At 70.8% G+C, this 17,745-nt stretch carries 18 protein-coding genes; 9 read left to right on the top strand and 9 right to left on the bottom strand.

The features are described 5' to 3' along the window. Nucleotides 1–28: 28 nt before the first annotated feature. Nucleotides 29–1,051: a potassium channel family protein gene (locus ACGFI7_RS01775; protein WP_393397977.1), complete on the top strand. Its 1,023-nt coding sequence runs from the start codon at nucleotides 29–31 to the stop codon at nucleotides 1,049–1,051. Here the strand turns inward: ACGFI7_RS01775 and ACGFI7_RS01770 are convergent. The 4 genes from ACGFI7_RS01770 to ACGFI7_RS01755 all read right to left on the bottom strand — a co-directional run bounded on the left by ACGFI7_RS01770 (nucleotide 1,023) and on the right by ACGFI7_RS01755 (nucleotide 5,425). Continuing rightward, entirely contained in the window at nucleotides 1,023–1,775 is a 753-nt protein-coding gene (locus tag ACGFI7_RS01770) for an energy-coupling factor ABC transporter ATP-binding protein (RefSeq protein WP_393397975.1), read from the bottom strand. The genes ACGFI7_RS01775 and ACGFI7_RS01770 overlap by 29 nt on opposite strands. Further along, nucleotides 1,772–2,527: a cobalt ECF transporter T component CbiQ gene (gene cbiQ, locus ACGFI7_RS01765; protein WP_393397973.1), complete on the bottom strand. Its 756-nt coding sequence runs from the start codon at nucleotides 2,525–2,527 to the stop codon at nucleotides 1,772–1,774. The genes ACGFI7_RS01770 and cbiQ overlap by 4 nt, the downstream gene beginning before the upstream one ends. 10 nt (nucleotides 2,528–2,537) lie before the next feature. After that, nucleotides 2,538–3,545 (bottom strand): energy-coupling factor ABC transporter permease, encoded by a 1,008-nt coding sequence (locus tag ACGFI7_RS01760; protein WP_393397971.1) that lies wholly within the window; start codon nucleotides 3,543–3,545, stop codon nucleotides 2,538–2,540. A 71-nt stretch (nucleotides 3,546–3,616) separates the two neighbouring features. Further along, nucleotides 3,617–5,425: a glycosyltransferase gene (locus ACGFI7_RS01755; protein ID WP_393397969.1), complete on the bottom strand. Its 1,809-nt coding sequence runs from the start codon at nucleotides 5,423–5,425 to the stop codon at nucleotides 3,617–3,619. Between the two features lie 371 nt (nucleotides 5,426–5,796). On the opposite strand from ACGFI7_RS01755, the gene ACGFI7_RS01750 reads away from it, so the two are divergent. Then, nucleotides 5,797–6,114 (top strand): hypothetical protein, encoded by a 318-nt coding sequence (locus tag ACGFI7_RS01750; RefSeq protein ID WP_393397967.1) that lies wholly within the window; start codon nucleotides 5,797–5,799, stop codon nucleotides 6,112–6,114. 142 nt (nucleotides 6,115–6,256) lie between these two features. On the opposite strand, the gene ACGFI7_RS01745 is transcribed toward ACGFI7_RS01750, so the two are convergent. Beyond that, on the bottom strand, nucleotides 6,257–6,427 hold the full coding sequence (locus ACGFI7_RS01745; RefSeq protein ID WP_393397965.1) for a hypothetical protein: 171 nt from the start codon (nucleotides 6,425–6,427) through the stop codon (nucleotides 6,257–6,259). Nucleotides 6,428–6,638: 211 nt separating this feature from the next. Here ACGFI7_RS01745 and ACGFI7_RS01740 point away from each other — a divergent pair, with 211 nt between their 5' ends. The 5 genes from ACGFI7_RS01740 (at nucleotide 6,639) to ACGFI7_RS01720 (ending at nucleotide 12,185) form a co-directional block, all read left to right on the top strand. Next, the gene (locus ACGFI7_RS01740) at nucleotides 6,639–7,598 is read left to right on the top strand and encodes a substrate-binding domain-containing protein (protein WP_393397963.1); all 960 of its coding nucleotides are present in this window, start codon (nucleotides 6,639–6,641) and stop codon (nucleotides 7,596–7,598) included. Nucleotides 7,599–7,619: 21 nt separating this feature from the next. Then, nucleotides 7,620–8,657, top strand: coding sequence for an alpha/beta hydrolase (locus tag ACGFI7_RS01735; RefSeq protein ID WP_393397961.1), 1,038 nt, complete (start codon nucleotides 7,620–7,622; stop codon nucleotides 8,655–8,657). 84 nt (nucleotides 8,658–8,741) lie between these two features. Beyond that, nucleotides 8,742–10,430 carry an RICIN domain-containing protein gene (locus ACGFI7_RS01730; protein ID WP_393397959.1) on the top strand — a complete coding sequence of 563 codons (1,689 nt, stop codon included), beginning with the start codon at nucleotides 8,742–8,744 and terminating at the stop codon, nucleotides 10,428–10,430. After that, a complete protein-coding gene (locus ACGFI7_RS01725; RefSeq protein WP_393397957.1) occupies nucleotides 10,431–11,909 on the top strand; it encodes a sigma-70 family RNA polymerase sigma factor in 1,479 nt (492 codons plus the stop codon). 93 nt (nucleotides 11,910–12,002) lie between these two features. Continuing rightward, on the top strand, nucleotides 12,003–12,185 hold the full coding sequence (locus ACGFI7_RS01720) for a hypothetical protein (RefSeq protein ID WP_393397955.1): 183 nt from the start codon (nucleotides 12,003–12,005) through the stop codon (nucleotides 12,183–12,185). 7 nt (nucleotides 12,186–12,192) lie between these two features. On the opposite strand, the gene cpt is transcribed toward ACGFI7_RS01720, so the two are convergent. Both cpt and ACGFI7_RS01710 read right to left on the bottom strand, forming a co-directional pair. Beyond that, nucleotides 12,193–12,729: a chloramphenicol phosphotransferase CPT gene (cpt, locus tag ACGFI7_RS01715; RefSeq protein WP_393397953.1), complete on the bottom strand. Its 537-nt coding sequence runs from the start codon at nucleotides 12,727–12,729 to the stop codon at nucleotides 12,193–12,195. Between the two features lie 33 nt (nucleotides 12,730–12,762). Then, a complete protein-coding gene (locus ACGFI7_RS01710; protein ID WP_393397951.1) occupies nucleotides 12,763–13,212 on the bottom strand; it encodes a hypothetical protein in 450 nt (149 codons plus the stop codon). A gap of 470 nt (nucleotides 13,213–13,682) precedes the next feature. Between ACGFI7_RS01710 and ACGFI7_RS01705 the strand changes: the two genes are divergently transcribed. Next, nucleotides 13,683–15,041, top strand: coding sequence for a carotenoid oxygenase family protein (locus tag ACGFI7_RS01705; protein ID WP_393397949.1), 1,359 nt, complete (start codon nucleotides 13,683–13,685; stop codon nucleotides 15,039–15,041). Between the two features lie 685 nt (nucleotides 15,042–15,726). On the opposite strand, the gene ACGFI7_RS01700 is transcribed toward ACGFI7_RS01705, so the two are convergent. Beyond that, nucleotides 15,727–16,203, bottom strand: coding sequence for a hypothetical protein (locus ACGFI7_RS01700; protein ID WP_393397947.1), 477 nt, complete (start codon nucleotides 16,201–16,203; stop codon nucleotides 15,727–15,729). Nucleotides 16,204–16,310: 107 nt separating this feature from the next. Here ACGFI7_RS01700 and ACGFI7_RS01695 point away from each other — a divergent pair, with 107 nt between their 5' ends. Continuing rightward, on the top strand, nucleotides 16,311–16,664 hold the full coding sequence (locus ACGFI7_RS01695; RefSeq protein WP_393397946.1) for a hypothetical protein: 354 nt from the start codon (nucleotides 16,311–16,313) through the stop codon (nucleotides 16,662–16,664). Between the two features lie 370 nt (nucleotides 16,665–17,034). On the opposite strand, the gene ACGFI7_RS01690 is transcribed toward ACGFI7_RS01695, so the two are convergent. Next, on the bottom strand, nucleotides 17,035–17,631 hold the full coding sequence (locus ACGFI7_RS01690; protein WP_393397944.1) for a hypothetical protein: 597 nt from the start codon (nucleotides 17,629–17,631) through the stop codon (nucleotides 17,035–17,037). Nucleotides 17,632–17,745 lie beyond the last annotated feature (114 nt).

Below are 17,745 nucleotides of genomic sequence, written 5' to 3'. Positions count from 1 at the left end.
ACGGCATCCACAAACTACGATCAGCTGTATGAATGAGGACGAGACGGCAGCGGGCATCCGCCTGCCGTCCGCCCGACTGAGCCCGCTGCGCGCGGTGCTGCGCCGGATGGCGATCGCGCTCGCGATGCTGCTGGCCATGTTCGTGCTGGTCGTCCTGGACCTCGACGGCTACCGCGACACCACCGACGGCACGGTCTCACCGCTCGACGCGCTCTACTACGTGACCGTGTCCATCTCCACCACCGGGTACGGCGACATCACGCCGGTCAGCACCGCGGCCAGGATCGTCAACATCGTGGCCGTCACGCCGCTGCGCATCGCCTTCCTGGTCGTGCTCGTGGGCACCACGCTGGAGGTGCTCACCCGGCGCACCAGGGACGCCATCCTGATCGAACGCTGGAGGGGCAGGTTGCAGGACCACACCGTGATCGTCGGCTACGGCACCAAGGGCCGGGCCGCCGCCCGCACGCTGCTCGACAACGGCACCGCCAAGGAGTCCGTCGTGGTCGTCGACCCGGACCCGGCGGTGGTGGAGGAGGCCGCGTCCGACGGCTTCGCGGGCGTGCTCGGCGATGGCAGCCGCAGCCACGTCCTGGGCCGCGCCAGGATCCGTACGGCGGGCCAGATCATCATCGCCACCCGGCGCGACGACACCACCGCCCTGGTCACGCTGACCGCGCGCAGCCTCAACCCGCGGGCCACGATCGTGGCGGCGGTCCGCGAGGCGGAGAACGACCCGCTGGTCCGCCAGAGCGGCGCCGACGTGGTCATCACCTCGGCCGAGGCGGCCGGCCGGATGATGGGCGTGGCCACGCAGAGCCCCGCCGTCAGCGCCCTGATCCAGGACCTGCTCACCTACGGCAGGGGCGTCGACCTGCGCGAGCGCCGCGTCCGTCCGGAGGAGGTGGGCGGCCCGCCGATCAAGGGGGACGAGCTGCCGGTCGCGGTCGTCAGGGACGGCCGCATGTTCACCTACGCCGACCCGCGCGCCGCCGAGCTGCGCGAGGGCGACACGCTGGTGGTCATCCACGTTCCGCGGCAGCAGGAATAGCGAACCCGTAGGGCAGCTCCAGCCGGTGCCCGGCGAGCAGCGCGGTGTCGGCCAGCAGCTCCCGGGTCGGCCCGTCGGCCGCGATCACCCCGTCCGACAGGATCAGCGAGCGCTCGCACAGCTCCAGCGCGTACGGCAGGTCGTGCGTGACCATGAGCACCGTCACGTCCAGGGAGCGCAGGATCTCGGCCAGCTCCCTGCGGGCCGCCGGATCCAGGTTGGACGAGGGCTCGTCGAGCACCAGGATCTCCGGCTCCATGGCCAGCACGGTCGCCACGGCCACCCGGCGGCGCTGGCCGAACGACAGATGGTGCGGCGGGCGGTCGGCGGCGTCGAGCATGCCGACCCGCTCCAGCGCGCTCTCGACCACGGCCGTCAGCTCCGCGCCGCGCAGGCCCGCGTTGGCCGGGCCGAACGCCACGTCGTCGCGGACCGTGGGCATGAAGAGCTGGTCGTCGGGATCCTGGAAGACCAGGCCGACGCGCTGCCTGATCTCCTTGAGCGTGTCGCGGCGCACCGGGGTGCCGGCCACCTTCACGGTGCCGTGGCCGGCCGTGAGAATGCCGTTGAGGTGCATGACGAGCGTGGTCTTACCCGCGCCGTTGGGGCCGAGCAGGGCCACCCGCTCGCCGCGCCGGATGGTCAGGTCGACGCCGAACAACGCCTGCGTGCCGTCAGGGTAGGCGTAGGCGAGGCTGCTGACCTCGAGCGAGTTCTCTGTCATGCGGTGACCCCCAACAGGAGCACGGCCAGGGCCGCGAGCGGCAGCGCGAGCGCTGTCCCCCATTGTCCCGCCGTCGCCGCCCCCGCGTGGACCATCGGCATCCGGCCCGCGTAGCCGCGGCTGAGCATCGCCAGGTGCACCCGCTCGCCGCGCTCGTACGAGCGGATGAACAGCGCACCGGCCGAGCGGGCGATCACCGGGATGTGCCGGACGTCACGCGCCTGGAAGCCCCGCGACTCCCGGGCGACGCGCATCCGCCGCATCTCGTCCATGATCACGTCGAGGTAGCGGAGCATGAACATGGCGATCTGCACCAGCAGGTCGGGCACCCGCAGCCGCTGCGCCCCGACCAGCACGTCACGCGGCTCGGTGGTGGAGGCCAGCAGGATCGAGGCCGTGACGCCGAGCGTCGCCTTGGCCAGGATGTTCCAGGCCGCCCAGAGGCCGGGGACGCTCAGCGACAGACCGAGCACCTCCGTCCGCTCCCCCGTCCCGATGACCGGGATGAGGATCGCGAACAGCACGAACGGCACCTCGATCACCATGCGCCGCAGGATGTGGCCCGGCCCGATCCGCGCCACGGCCGCGACGGCCGCCAGCATGACCGCGTACAGCCCGAAGGCCCAGAACCACTCGCGCGGCGTGGCCACCACCACGACGGCGAACGCCAGCACGGCGAGCAGCTTGCACTGCGCCGGCAGCCGGTGGACCGGCGAGCCGCCGGGCCGATAGAGCCGATCCCCCGAGCTCATCGGCGTCCGCTCAGACCTTGGTCCGCCCGCGCCCGCGTGCGGCGTGGGCGATGGCGGCGGTGGCGAGCAGGGTCAGCGCGACGCCGATGATCCCGGCGATCCCCACGGGGATGCCGCCGACCTCGCCGTAGTCGCCCAGCGGCGAGCCGCCGAACAGGTGGTCGGTCGCCTGGCTCAGGAAGCCCTGCTCCTCGGCGACCGACTCCAGCCCGTCCGGGTCCGGCGAGGCGAAGAACGACACGATCCCGGCCAGCAGGAGCGACACCGCGATCCCGCCGAGCACGAACGGCCGGCCGGTCCGGGCGGGGGCGCGCTCGGGCGCCTCCTGGGTGACCGTGGTGGTCCCGTCGGCGCCGCGCAGAATCAGCGGCCTGGCCAGCTCGCGCGCCCCGTACACCAGGTCGGGGCGGACGGCCAGCACCGCGCTCACGGTCAGCGCGGTGATCAGGCCCTCGCCGATGCCGATCAGCACGTGCACGCCGGTCATCGCGGCGGCCACGGTCCCGATCTCGACGGGCGCGGTGCCGCCGAGCCAGAACAGCAGCGTGAACACCAGCGCGGAGGCGGGCACCGACACCAGGGCGGCCACGAACGACGCGGCCGTCACGCCGCCCCGGCCCGGCACCACCCGGGTGATCAGCCGGAACACGGCCCACCCTGCCAGCACCGTGACCAGAGCCATCAGCGTGACGTTCACGCCCAGCGCGGTCAGCCCGCCGTCGGCGAAGAACAGCGCCTGCACCACCAAGACCACGGCTATGGCCAGCACCCCTGTATAGGGCCCCACGAGTATGGCCGCCAAGGCCCCGCCCAGCAGGTGCCCGCTGGTCCCGGCGGCGACGGGGAAGTTCAGCATCTGGACGGCGAACACGAAGGCGGCGACCAGCCCGGCCATCGGCGCGGTCCGGTCGTCCAGTTCGCGGCGGGCCCCCCGCAGGCAGACCGCCACTCCGGCAGCGGCGACGGCGCCGGCGGAGACGGACACTGCCGCGGTGAAGAAGCCATCGGGGACGTGCACGACGATCCTCCAAAAGTACGACAAATCGTCCCTACTGTAGAGCATCGCTATGCAGTTGCACATAGATGGCATTAGCGCATGATTCTTTGGAAGAAGGCCCGCGCGGAAAGCCGCCGGACCACCGCGCTGAGCCGCCCCCGGTTCGAGGTCGCGTACGGGCGCGCGACGCACGGCCCGGTGCCGAGCAGCCAGCGGCGCGGCCCGGCGACCGGGTCGGCGCCCGCCTCGACCCTGAACCGCGCGGGCGGGCCGCCCAGGTCGAGCTCCAGATAGGCGTCCCACACCCCGGGGCCGAACCGCCCCACCGCGGGCCTGGCCACGAAGCCGCCCCCGGCCAGCCCGACCACCCGGTCGGCCCGCTCGCTCCCGCTGCCGCGCTCGCGCCACACCAGCCGCCGCACGGCCTCCGGCGGCGGCGCGGCCCCCGCGACCACGACCTCGCCGTCGAGCACCAGCCGCCGCCCGGCCGACCAGCGGGTCCCGACTAGGCGCGCGCTGCCGGGCACGCCGACCGCGTGCCCGCCGACGTCGAGGCTGAGATTGCCGTTGTCGCGGGTGAAGTACGGCAGCACGGCCACCTCGCCGACCAGCCGGGCCGGCGGGCGGGCCAGGGCGGTGTCGCGGTCGGCGCCCAGCCTGGCCGAGCGGGTCACCCCGGCCAGCTCCACCGACACCCGCAGGTCCCAGATGCCCGAGGCCAGCAGCCCGGGATCGATCCTGGCGACGAACCGGCCGCCGGACCGCCCGGCCGGCACGACCAGCTCCCGCCGGGGTTCGTGGCGGGTGCGCAGCACCACCGCGACCCGGTCGGGCTCGGCGCAGCCCGCCAGCGCGGCCTCGCCCGCCACGACCAGCGTCCGGCCGTCCCAGCACAGCCCGGTCAGCCGGCGCTCCACGGGCGCCGCCTCGATCACGGCCAGCGTCGCCAGCCGGTCCACGTCGCCGAGCGCGGCCAGCCGCTGCCGGTCGGCGCTGCCGAGCCGGTCGCGGACGCCGGGCGTGAGCCACCGGTCGCACAGGGCGGCCACCGCCTGGGCGACGTCCTTGCGCCGCACCTCGTCGGCCGCCAGGAAAGGCGCGCCGAGCTGGGCGAGGACGTCGAGCTTGAAGTGGCGGACCAGCAGGTGGTCGCGGAGCTGCCCGGGCGGGACGTGCTCGGTCATGAGCCGGATCGGCTCGCGGATCATGGTGAGCCAGGCGAGCGGGTCGCGGCTCTCGGGCCGCTGCATGACACTGCTGCCGTCGGGCCTGGCGACCAGGTGGTAGCAGTCGCGGTCGGCGACGACCGAGATCGTCCGGGCGTGGCAGTAGGCGTGCACGGTGAAGTAGATGTCCTCCCCCACGAGCACGCCCTCGCGGAACCGGACGCGGTGCCGCTCCAGCATGTCGCGGCGGAACAGCTTGAAGCAGCTCAGGCTGTTGTAGACGGCGCTGTCGCCCAGCTCCGCCCGGTCGGCGTTGCGGTGGAACATCGACTCGGGGGCCCGCCTGCCGTGCCCGACGATCTTGCCGAGCACGATGTCGGCGTCGTTCCTGTCGGCCGCGGCCAGCATGTGCTCCAGCGCATCGGGCCCGAGATAGTCGTCGGCGTCGCAGAAGAACACGTAGCGGCCGGTCGCGTGGTCGAGGCCGACGTTGCGCGGCCGGCCGGCGCCGCCGGAGCCCTCCACCCGGAGCACCTTGACCACGCCCCGGTGATGGGCGGCGTAGAGGCCGAGGAGTTCGGCGGTGCCGTCGGTGGAGCCGTCGTCGACGACCACGATCTCCTTGGCGACCCGTTGCACGAGCGCCGAGGTGAGGCACCGGTCGAGATAGGGCCGGCAGTCGTGGGCGGGGATCACGATGCTGACGTCGACCGGATCTCCGTCGTCGGCCACCATGCCAACCCTCCACCCATCGCCACTCTGCGCTTACGACCGACCTCAGTATGTGACGAGTGCGCGGCGCGGGTGGCTGGATCGGAGGTCTTTCATGCCTTCCTTTTGCAGCGTGCGTTCATTACGCCACATTCTGAGAATTGTGCAGGTAAGGTCACCGATTACGGCATTTAACCCACACCGAATCGGCTTCAGGGACGCAGTTATCCCCCGCAGGAGGAGAGAACCTCCCCAGGGGAGCAGTGCCGTACCCCCAGGTCTTCGCCGTTGATCGGCGAGGCCCGAGCGCGCGTCTACAGTGAGGCAATCTTGACGTGGAGGTGGCGGGGATGGGATCGGATCTGCGCAGGCGGATGGCAGGCAAGGGGTCGATCGTGCACACAGCTGAGTTCATCGTCTCCTCAGCACGACTGGCGGAGCTCCACGAATGTTCGGCGCTGCTCCGCCACACCCGGCAGCGGGCCGAAGAGATCGTGGACGAGGCGCGCACGCTGCTCGCCGAGGCGGAGCGCGACGGCGACGCCGAGCGGGTGCCGGAGCTGACCGCGCAACTGGAGCAGGCCCGGCGCTCCTACTGCCAGGTGCTCAACGCGTACATGATCCTTTGCCGGCGCATCAGCGCAGAGCGCCAGGAGATCCTGCAGGCGCAAATGGAGGCAGACCGGCACGCCGGTCTCACCGGCGTGGCCTGAATTCCGGCCGATTCTTCTGTGGCCTGTGAACCTTTATGGGATGAGAGGCGTCAAAAGGGCATTACGGCTAGCCGCCGCATGAACGGGCTCCAGCTCCCCGGTGTCTTCTCCCGGGGAGCTGGAGTAGGGGGCGACCGGTGTTTCAGGCCTCGACACGGGGCACACCGGCGTCGTCGGCGGTCTCCTGGAGGCGCGTGACGAGCTGACGCTGCTGGTCCGGGGTGAGGCGCACGGGCCAGACCGCGGGCAGCATCAGCACGTCGCCATTGGAGAGGCCGACGATCTCGACGGGGAATGACGGGGAGGAGATCACAGTGCCGACATTCTGGCACGTCACAGGGCTCCGCGAGCGGGGTTCGCGTCCTGGTACTCCCAAAGAAATCGCAGGCCAGAGGCACATTTCCCGACTTATGCAGTCTTGACCACCAGGCCGTCGCGCCTGCGGAGGCCCGCCTCCCCGGCCGATCGCGAAGAATCTGCGGCGCGAGCGGTTTCCCCGGCGTTCATCGGGAGAAAGTGAGAGGGTGACGCCCGACCATCCCCGGCCACCGCTGCCGCAGCCGGTGATCGCCGGCGGGCCGATCGCGTCCGTCCTCACCGGTGGGCCCACCCGCGACCGGGGCCTCGTCGCCGACCTGGCCGAGCGCCGCGGCTCCCGCAAACCCCGCCGCAACGCGCTGGTGGACGTGGTCATGCAAGGCCCGGTCTCCCCGTACGCGCTGGCCATCCTGGGCGGGGTCGAGGACGCCGCCTGGCGGCTCGGCGTCGACCTCGTCCTGTCCGCCGCCGGCGACCGGGCCGGCCACGGCTGGCTCGACCGCGTCGGCGGCCACGACACCGCCGGCGTGCTGCTCCTGCGCACCTCGCCCACCGCCGACGCGTGGGCCTGGCTGGCCGGACGCGGCATCCCCGCCGTGTTCGTCGACCCGCGCCGCAAACCGCCGCCCGAGGTCCCCGTCGTCGTCTCCGCCAACCGCGCGGGCGCCAAGGCCGCCGTCGCCCACCTGATCGGGCTCGGCCACGAGCGCGTCGCCGTCATCACCGGCCGCCCCGGCGTGCCCTGCGGGGTCGACCGGCTGGCCGGATACCGCGACGCCATGGCCGAGGCCGGGCTGCCCACCTGGTCGGCCTGCGGCTACTTCCAGACCGGCCTCGCCCGCCGGGCCACGCTCGACCTGCTCAACCGCCTGCCCGAGCCGCCGACGGCGATCTTCGCCTGCTCCGACGCGATGGCGGTCGGGGTCTACGAGGCGCTGGCGGAGCGCGGGCTGAGCATCCCCGGCGACGTGAGCGTGGTCGGCTTCGACGACGCGCCGGTGGCCGCCGGCGTCACCCCCGCCCTCACCACCGTCCGCCAGCCCTGGCCCGACCTGGGCGCCACCGCCCTGACGACGCTGCTGTCGGGCGGCTCCCCCGCCCTGGTCGAGCTGCCCACCACCCTTCTCACCCGCTCCAGCACGGCCGGAGCCGCGCCGCGGATCTGACGGAACGACGGAAGGACCCCCATGCTGCCTTGGTCGGCCGATTTCGCCGGTCGGATGGACCACCACGTCATCGACAGCGCGGCGCTGCGCGGCAACCCGCTGGGCGACCCGCACGAACGGCCGATCTGGGTCTACCTCCCGCCTGGATACGACGAGGACATCGCCCGGCGCTACCCCGCCGTCTACGTGATCCAGGGCTTCACCGGGCACCTCGCGATGTGGGCCAACCGCACGCCGTTCCGCCAGCCGTTCCCCGAGCTGGCCGACGCCATGTTCGCGCGCGGCGAGGCGCCGCCCGCGATCGTCGTGTACGTGGACGCGTGGACGGCCGTCGGCGGCAGCCAGTTCCTCGACTCGCCCGGCACCGGCCGCTACCACACCTACCTGTGCGAGGAGGTGGTCGCCTGGGTCGACGCCCGCTACCGCACCGTCCCCGACCGCGACGCGCGGGCCCTCACCGGCAAGTCGAGCGGCGGCTACGGCGCCATGGTCAACGCCATGCTGCGGCCCGACGTGTTCGGCGCGATCGCCACCCACGCGGGCGACGCCCTGTTCGAGGCCTGCTACCAGCCGGAGTTCCCGGCCCGCGCCCGTGACCTGCGCGACCGGTACGAGGGCTCGTACGACCGTTTCCTCGCCGACATCCGCGGCCGGGTCGCCGGCACCCGCGACAACGACATGTCCCTCATGGAGACCTACGCGTACGCGAGCGCGTACTCGGCCGACGCCGACGGCACCGTCCGCCTCCCGTTCGACGCCAACGGCGAGCTGATCCCCGAGGTGTGGGAGCGCTGGCTGGCCTGGGACCCGGTCCGGATGGCCCGCCGCCCCGAACACGCCGAGGCGCTGCGCTCGATGCGGGCCGTCTGGATCGACGCCGGCACCCGCGACGAGTGGCATCTCGACCTGGGCGCGACGGCCTTCCGCGAGGCGGTGACGGCGGCGAAGGTGCCGGACGAGCGGGTCTACTTCGAGCTGTTCGACGCCGGTCACATGGCCATCGAGTACCGTTACCCGCTCGCGCTGTCGTGGCTCTGCCAACGCCTGGGCGACGGCTGACCCCGCCGCGGGCGAGAAAGTTCTCAGACCCGCGTAATCCCCGGAAGCGTGCCCACTCCTCTCTAGTGAACGAGAGGAGCTCGCATGAGCAAGGGGAAGATGACGCTCGCGCTGTCACTCATGGTGACAGTGGCCGCGAGCCTGCTGGCCGGACCGGCGCCGGCCGCTGCCGTGGCGGCGGCGCCGAGCACGCCGGCGTTCGCCTGCGACAAGACCGACACCCCGGAGAAGGGCTGGGTGCTGCCGGTCTACGTGCACCAGCCCGGCCAGGATTCGTCCGCCACCGAGGTGGACTCGGTCACGCGGACGGCGTGGGAGACGGACCAGACGTTCGAGGCGAGCGCCCGGCGGTTCGGGGAGTCCCGGCGGATCAGGTTCGTGCAGGACGACCAGTGCCGTCCGGTGGTCGCGAAGCTGGCGTTCACCAAGGGCCGCAACCGGGCCGAGATGGGCAAGGCGCTCCAGGAGAACATGGCCGCCCAGCCGGCGCGGGTCCGCGAGCTCGTGGCGACCAACCGGGTGAAGCTGATGTTCTTCGTCCGGGACAACGAGATCACCGACTCGTGCACCGGCGGCGGGGCGGACGCCGGCCTCAGCAACGGCGGCGTCATCCTGCCGCGCTGGTGCTGGAGCGAGGCCGGGTTCACGCACGAGATGATCCACGGCTTCGGGCTCGGCCACTGCACGGTGGGCGGCACGTCCGAGGGGAACGGCGACGACCCCGTCTGCCGCAACATGGGCGGCAAGCCCGAATGCACCGCCGACACCGCGTCCAACTACCACCTGGACTCGTGCCGTACGGACAAGTTCCGCTACTTCGAGCCGACCAAGGCGTCACAGCCGGCCGGCGAGGCGCTGGCCAAGAACAGGAACGTCGCGTTCAGCCCGTACCTGATCACCGATCAGCCCTCCCCGGCAGCGGACTTCCGGCTGCGCGTGGTCGAGAGCAAGCAGTGCCTCGACGGCGGATCCGAGCAGGTGACGCAGGCGGCGTGCTCCGGCGGTGACGCGCAGGTCTGGCGGCGGAGCATCGACAGCCAGGGCTACGTGACGATCCGCAACGTCGGCACCGGCCGGTGCCTCCAGCTGACCGCCAAGGACAAGGAAGCCGTCCCGGTGATCACCGCGCCGTGCGTGGCGAAGCAGAAGTCGCAGCAGTGGGTGCCGGACGCCGACCAGGACAAGACGAACTTCTTCAACCGGTCCGGCGGCAAGACGGGCGCGAAGCTCACCGTCCCGGGGGTGAAGGACGGCGCCGGCGCGAAGGTCGTGCGCGGCGGCGGCACCGCGATGGTGGCCGAGTACGTCACCGGCTCGACCCCTGCCCCCACCCCTGCTCCCACCAGGACGGCGACGCCCACGCCCACGCCCACGCGGACGAGCACCCCGGTCCCGGCTGAGACCCCCACGCTTCCCGTCTCACGAAATGTCCGCATCAAGAGCACGTACGGCACCTGCCTGACCTCCACCCGCGGCCGGGTGCGCCTGGGCTCCTGCCGGGCGGCGAACTGGCGGCTGGTCCCCACCACCGGCGCGGCGGTGCAGGTGCGCAGCCAGGGCCGCTGCATGACCCTCGGCCCGTCCCGCACGGTCGTCCTCACCCGCTGCGCCAGGACGAGTGCCAAGCAGCAGTGGCTGGCCGAACCGCGGCGGGACGGCACCGTTACCCTGAGGCTCGCCACCACGCGGACCACCCGGCTCGTCGGCCACCGCGCCGCCGTCCACGCCAAGGCCGCGCAGCCCGGCAGGTCGCTCACGTTCATGATCAGGTAAGTGGAACATTCGACACGCGAGGACGCGGCCCTGACCAGCCTGGTCAGGGCCGGGGACAGCCGTGCCGTGGCCGAGCTGTACGAGCGGCACCACGCCGCCGTCCTCGCCTTCGCCCGCCGCCTGTGCGCGGACCCGCACACCGCCGAGGACCTGGCCAGCGAGGCGTTCGCGCGCACGCTGCGCACCGTCCGCGCGGGCGCGGGCCCCTCCGGCGGCTGGCGCCCCTACCTGTACGCGGTCGCCCGCAACACGGCGGCCGAGTGGGCGCGGACCGAGCACCGGCGGGTGCTCACCGCCGAGTTCCGCGACGACGAGCTGACGGTCGCCGGACCCGAGCCGCCCGACGACCTGGTGACCCGCGCGTACCGCTCGCTGCCGCCGCGCTGGCAGACCGTGCTGTGGCACACCGTGATCGAGGACGACAAGCCGGAACAGGTCGCGGAGATCCTCGGCACCACCCCCGGCAACGTGGGCGTGCTCGCCTTCCGCGCCCGCGAAGGACTGCGCAAGGCGTACTTGGCCGCGCACGTCGCGGGCGCCTCGCCCGACTGCCGCGAGTACGCCGAGCCGCTCGCGGCCGCCGTACGCAAGAAGAGCCACCGCCTGCCCAGGGCCCTGCGCGCGCACCTCGACTCCTGCCCGAACTGCGCCCGCGCCCACGGTCAGCTGCTCGACCTGAACGCGACCCTGCGGGCTGCGCTGCCGATCGCGCTCCTGCCGTTCGCCCTGGACGGACTGGGCAAGGCCGCCGCGTCGAAGAGCGCCTCCGCCGGGCTCCTCACCTGGGCGATCCCGGCGACGGCCGGAACCGTGATCGCCGCCACCGCCGCGATCGTCCTCACCCTCCCCCCGGCCCCCACACCCCCACCGCCATCCCCTCAGGCCGCCGCCCCCACCTCCCTCTCACCCTCGCCCACCCGCACCCGGACGCCTTCGCCCACCCCCACGAAGACCCGTGAACCCACCCCCACGCCCACGAAGACCCGTGAACCCACTCCCACCCCCACGAAGACCCGTGAACCCACTCCCACGCCCACGAAGACCCGTGAACCCACTCCCACGACGATCGCCGGCACCCGCATCGCCCACGCGGGCCGGTGCGTCGGCGCGTCAGGCAGCCGGGTCACGGCCCTGCGCTGCACCGACCCGCGGACCGCCTGGCGCACCAAGGGCGAAACCCACCGGTTCCAGCTCGTCCACGTCGCCACCGGCCACTGCCTGACAGCGGGCGACCGGTACGACACGACCTCCTTCAACGGCGGCGGCATCCGCACGGTCCTGCTCAGACCGTGCTCGACCGCCCCCGCCCAGCGCTGGAGCCGGCCCGGCTTCAGCGACGGCGTCCCCCGCCTGGTCAACGTCCCCACCGGCATGGCCCTGTCGATCGGCAAGGAGTTCGGCGGCACCCGCCCGCCGACCGCGTTCATCCTGTACGGCGCCTACACCGACTCCGCCGACCAGCGCATCACCCTGCGCTGACATCCACCACGTCCCGGCCGTTGACATCTGTCACATGACACCGATGACTGTCGCCTCTACGCCGCCCCGGCCCTCCTGCCAGAAGATTGAGCCATGACGGACAAGCAGCACACCCCCAACTGGAAGCTCGGCCTGGCCACCGGCGTCGCGATCGGCATGGGCCTCGGCGTCACCCTCCACAACCTCCTCCTCGGCACGTCGCTGGCCATCTGCCTGGGCGTCGCCCTCTCGTACGCCCTGGGCGCCCAGCAGCCCGAGACGGACGACGAGTCGTGACGGCGGCCTAGCGGCGCACGTGCTCGGCGATGACCCGCGCACACGCCAGCGACTCGGTGTGCGTGGTGTCCACCACCAGGTCGTAGACCACGCCCTCGTGCACCACCTCCGCCTGGAGGGCAGCCATCCCGCCGACGCGGTCACCCCGGGCGATCTCGCGACCGGCGGCGACCGCGCTGTCGCACCGTACGCCCACCCACAGCACGTCCAGCCCGGCGAGAGCCTCCCGCCACCGCCGCTGGGAGGCCGCCCCGCCCAGGAACACGTCGTCCACGACGACCCGGCCGCCCGCCCTGGCCATGGCGGCGATCCCCGCCGCCCACGCCGCGTCCACCGCCTGGAACTCCGGCCCCACGACCACCCCGCCGTCAGGAGCGAAGTCGATCCCTTCCTCCGACGCTCGCATGGCGGCGGGCATCGCTTCGACCAGGTCGTCGACCGAGAAGGCCAGCCACGTCCCGGGCAGCACCGCCTGCAGACACCGGGCGATCCCCGACTTGCCCGAACTGGACCCGCCGTTCAACACGATCACATGAGTAGCCACCGAGCCACCCTAGACGCCGCCCCTGAGGGCCGATCACTCGCTGTCCAGGACGGGGAACCGCTCCTCAGCCGCGACGAGCGCACCTACCAGTTCCGGGATGTCCGTCTGATCCAGGCCCTCGATCTCGAAGCGAAGGGTGTTACGCCTCCCAGGATGATCGCTCACGGTCCCGGCGATCGACAGGGAACCCGTGGAACGGCATGCGACGGTGAGCTCGATCCAATGCTCGAGAGAGGAAAGGGCGGCGCTTCCCCCGACTTCCGCGTGGACGCGCTCCAGGGCCACGCGGAAGTCACGCAGTTCCTCCGTTCGAAGCGCCGCATCCAGTTCGGCGACGAACCCTCCGACCTGCACGTGAATCGGCGAGACCAGCCAGTTCCCGTCCCAGAAGTCGGTGCAGCCGGGATGCATACGACCGAGGACCCGGACCAGCACATGATCGGAGTCCTTGCCCCGGCCGACGACGATCTCCACGTGATCCATACGGTCATCATCTGCGCCATTCTGGCGGTCGCCGCGGTTGACAACTCCAAACACCCGGTTCGCGGGTTGTAACTCAGCGTCCCGGTTTCCGGGATCAGACGGTTCAGGCTCGAACTGCGAACATCCAACCACTCTCCTCAACGCCCTCCACGTGATTCAGCCGCCGGCCATCCGAAGGTTGTCGGCCCACCCCTCGGCGACCACACTCCCCGAATCGAACACGAGCTCCGCGCCCGTCCGCTCAGTACCGTCCGGCCCGCCGCCGAACCGTTCGACCACGCGTACCCCACCACGCCGATCAGACGCTCGCCCGCCAACCTCACAAGGGCCATGCGCGAATTCTCCTCTACAGCCCTCACCGGGGCTCTTTCCGCGCGGCTGAGACAGCCGAGAAGAACAAGACTGTTGTCCGCGAACTTTCTCGTGCACGGTTGTCGGCGTCTCCACCACCTGCCGACAGGAGTTCCAGCATGCCGGAAACAGTGCCGCTGCATCTCGCGGGCAACAACGCGCCGGTCGCCGAGGAAGTGACCCTGGAGCCGTCCGAAGTCGTCGGCGAGATCCCGGCCGAACTCAGCGGGCAGTTCTTCCGCAACGGACCCAACCCCCGTACCGGCTGGTCCCCGCACTCCTTCGCCGGCGACGGCATGATCCACACCATCGCCCTCGACGGCGGCAGGGCCCGCTGGTACCGCAACCGGTACGTACGCACGCCGCTGTACGAGCACCCCGGCGAGTCCCGCTTCGCCCTCGCCTTCGACCAGAAGACGGGCCGGATCGACTACCGGGTCACTACCGCCAACACCCACCTGATCGCCCACGCGGGCCGGCTCTTCGCCCTGGAGGAGGGCGGCTTCCCGTACGAGGTGACGCCGGACCTCGCCACGATCGGGGCGCACACCTTCGGCGGAGCCCTTCGCACCCCGATGACCGCGCACCCTAAAACCTGCCCGAGCACGGCCGAGCTGCTGTTCTTCGGCTACCAGCTGCGCCCGCCGTACCTGACCTTCTACCGCGCCTCGGCCACCGGCGAGGTGCTGCAGACGCGGACCGTGGACGTGCCGCGGGCGACGATGATGCACGACTTCGCCATCACCCGTAACCACGTGATCTTCATGGACCTCCCGGTCGTCTTCGACCTCGCGCAGGCCGCGGCGGGTGGGCCGCCGTGGCGCTGGGACGACGCGCACCGCGCCAGGTTCGGCGTGCTGGCGCGCACGGCCGGCGACGACACGCCCGTACGCTGGTTCGACGTCGCCCCGTGCTACGTCTGGCACACCATGAACGCCTTCGAGGACCCGGAAGGCGACACGATCACCGTCACCGGCACCCGCGTCCCCACGCTGTGGCGCGGCGGCGCCGACGACCTGGAGGGCGGGCTCCCGACCGTGCACCGCTGGACACTGCACCTGAAATCGGGCACGGTCACCGAAGAACCCCTCGACGACACGCCCAGCGAATACCCCCGGATCGCCGACTCGTCCCTCGGCCTCCCTCACCGCTACGGCTACACGACCAGCTTCTCCCTGGAGCCCGAGCCCGAGCGCTCGGAGATCTACGCCTACGACCTCACCGGCGGCGAACGTACGGCGCACCGCTTCCCTCCAGGCCACACCTGCGGCGAGGCCGTCTTCGTCCCCCGGACCGGAACCGGCGAGAACACGGGCTACCTGCTGACGTTCGCCCACGACCGCCTTCGCGGCACGAGCTACCTGGCCATCCTGGACGCCACCGACCTGACCGCACCACCGCTCGCCGAAGTACACGTCCCGGTACGCATCCCCGCAGGCTTCCACGGCAACTGGATCCCGGCCATCGGACCGTCCTGACCGCGTGCCGGAGAGGAGCGACCCCCGATCACAGCTCCTCAAGAGACGGGGCACGCACCTATCGAGGATCGGCCACCTCGGCACCGGAGCGCTCGAGCCAGAGGCAAGCTTCTGGCCCCCAATGACTCGACCGGGAACGTCGGCGTCCCGGGCGATACCAGCAGATGCCCCGATGCGTGGTCCTGCCTGTGGCTCCACAACCATGCCGCCACAGCCGCCAACGCCTTCGCCCAGGCACTGGTCTCCCGTCAGCAAGGCGTAGCGAGATCACTGATCTCGCTACGTGTGCGTCCGCGGCACTCTGCACGAACGTCGATCAGGCCTCGATGATCTGCAGTACACGTGGCGCGGCGAATACGCTCCACGCAGCAAGTCTGGGCGCTGAGACTTTAATTCCACTTGTGTAATTTAAAGTGACCGGGCTTCTACTTACATTCTCCTGCCGAGATTGAAAGTCGTGACCTTGGCGCGACCAATGATCATAGATCCCGGAAGGCCCATACACGCTGGGTCCGCGTCGGCGACCGTACAGGAGTGAGGATCAGCAGAAACCCCTGGACCCCACAGCGCTACCCCTGAGCACGCTGCACCGCAGGCACGAATCCCCCTCGCGCTTCTCCTCGGCCAGCCCGCAATCCAGTCGTGCGTCTGGTCGCGCCCCGAGGCGGCCGCCCGGTCCTGCCGGCTAGTGCGAGATCTTGATGACGGCCCTCTTCCCTTTGACGGCCACCACCTCGAAGTTGACGTCGTTGACCGTGCTGGGCCCTCCTTGATTCGGCGTCTGCTCCCCCATGGTGAGCTGCGCGCCGGACAGGGTGTACGTGCGGAAGGTGACCGAGCCGTTCTCGACGGTCACGTCGATCGGCAGCAGCCCCCACTTGTCAGCCAGCCTGATGCTCTGTCCGTCCTTGACGAGCACTTCGCACTTCGCGTCCCAGCACGCCCGGAGCTTGGTGCCGTTTCTGGCCTTGGGGAGCGGCGTCGCCGTCAGCGAGGGGGACCGCGTCGCCGAGGGGGAAGCCGAAGGCGGCGGCGAGGAGGAAACCGGAGACGGTGGTGTGCTGACGGGCGCGGCCGCTTCCTGCGGCGCGGAGCCGCACCCGGCGATCAGCACAGCCGCCGCGGCCAGCAGCGCCGCCCTTCCGCTGTGAGTTCCTGGCATCTTCGCTCCTCGGTCGCCCAACGCCAGGGCCCCTCGTACGCGATAAAGAATCTCGCCCGGTGGACCAGGGTAAAGGTAAGACCATGCACCGGAAAACGCTCTCCGCCTTGATCCTCGCATGCGCCATGGTCGTGACGCCTGCCGTGGCCGCCACCCCCGCCGCCGCCTCGGCCAAGCCCAGCTACCGCGGCTGCTACGACGGGAAGTGCAAGTTCACGTTCAAGAAGTCTGTGAGCTTCCGCATCTCCAAGAAGCGCTACGGCTTCTCCAGGGTGTACGTCTCCAAGGAATTCGTCGGCGGCATCTTCAACCGGGACATGGTCGTGGTGCGGGCGCCGGGCACGACGGCATCCCTCGGCGAGGGTGGCAAGGGCGACATCCGCGTCAACCGCAAGAACACACTGTCGTTCCGCGTACTGGCCATCACCAGCAAGGGCGCCACCATCCGCTTCCTGGGATGACGACCTGACGATCCGGCGGCCGCGTCACAGCACCGGGGGCCTCCTGCCGCCAAGGGTGTCAGCAAGATCATGACACCGACCAAGCACGAAGCCCCCGAACCGGAGACACCAGTTCAGGGGCTTCATCGTGAAGAGCCGACGTGGGAATCGAACTCAAACCTTCTGTTTACGAGGTGGCCAAACGGTTTCCAGGATCGTTCAGAGCCGTTCGTTCTGCTCGTCGCCATGGCTCCCAGCCGTTCGAGCCCGTTCGGCCGAGTTCGCGATCGTGCACCCGGGTGGCTCCCAAGGTGGCTCCCACCATGTCGATGGATCACCTCGCCGAGCTACTCCGGCTCTGGCGAGGCAGCGCCCGAGACGGAAGAATCGCTTACCAGTCGCTGATTTCCCAGATGTACCAGGGTCCGTCGAAGTGGCGGTAGGAGCCTGGTCCGTCGATGTCCGGCTCGCCATTCGGGCTCCAGGCGAGGCCGTAACTGGTGAGGAAGCCCGTGTCATTGATCATGAGGCGGAAGGCGCTACGGGATCCGTCAAGATAATCGACGGGATACAGGCCGATCCACTGCCGCTTCCCAGGCGGCGCCCCTTCTGACACCGTCTTCGCAAAGTGGTCGAGGCTGGCGCGCGACAGCTCAAAACGCATCCTGACCGGCGCACCAACGTAGACCAGTGAGCCGACCAACGCCACAATCAGGGGCGGCACGGCACAGAATGCCCAATTACGACGCAATGTGACTAACTTCCCAGACCCGGCAAGGACGACACCGAGCACGATCAGCCAGCAGCTACCGAACAACAACCCGCCGACGCCGACGAGCATGAGCCACGTGAAGTGCCCCCCGGGAGCACTCGTCGCGTAAATCGTCCCAAGCCCCAGCAATATGGCGACCGTCACCCAGGCCCTGCCGCTGAGATCCAGGGGAGCGCGCTGGCGATTCGCGCTAGGAAGATCGCTCGTTGTATCCACCGCGTGATCCTAACTTTCGCTGGTGGTGATTCCGCCGAGCTGGTGTGTACGTATTGTGCAGAAACCCACGATCGATGTCGGGAGGTTCGTTCATGGCACTCATGCACGCGCTCC

Source organism: Nonomuraea sp. NPDC048826 (assembly GCF_043198225.1).
In the GTDB taxonomy this organism is placed as follows: Bacteria; Actinomycetota; Actinomycetes; order Streptosporangiales; family Streptosporangiaceae; genus Nonomuraea.
This window is presented reverse-complemented; position numbering and strand designations above follow the sequence as displayed.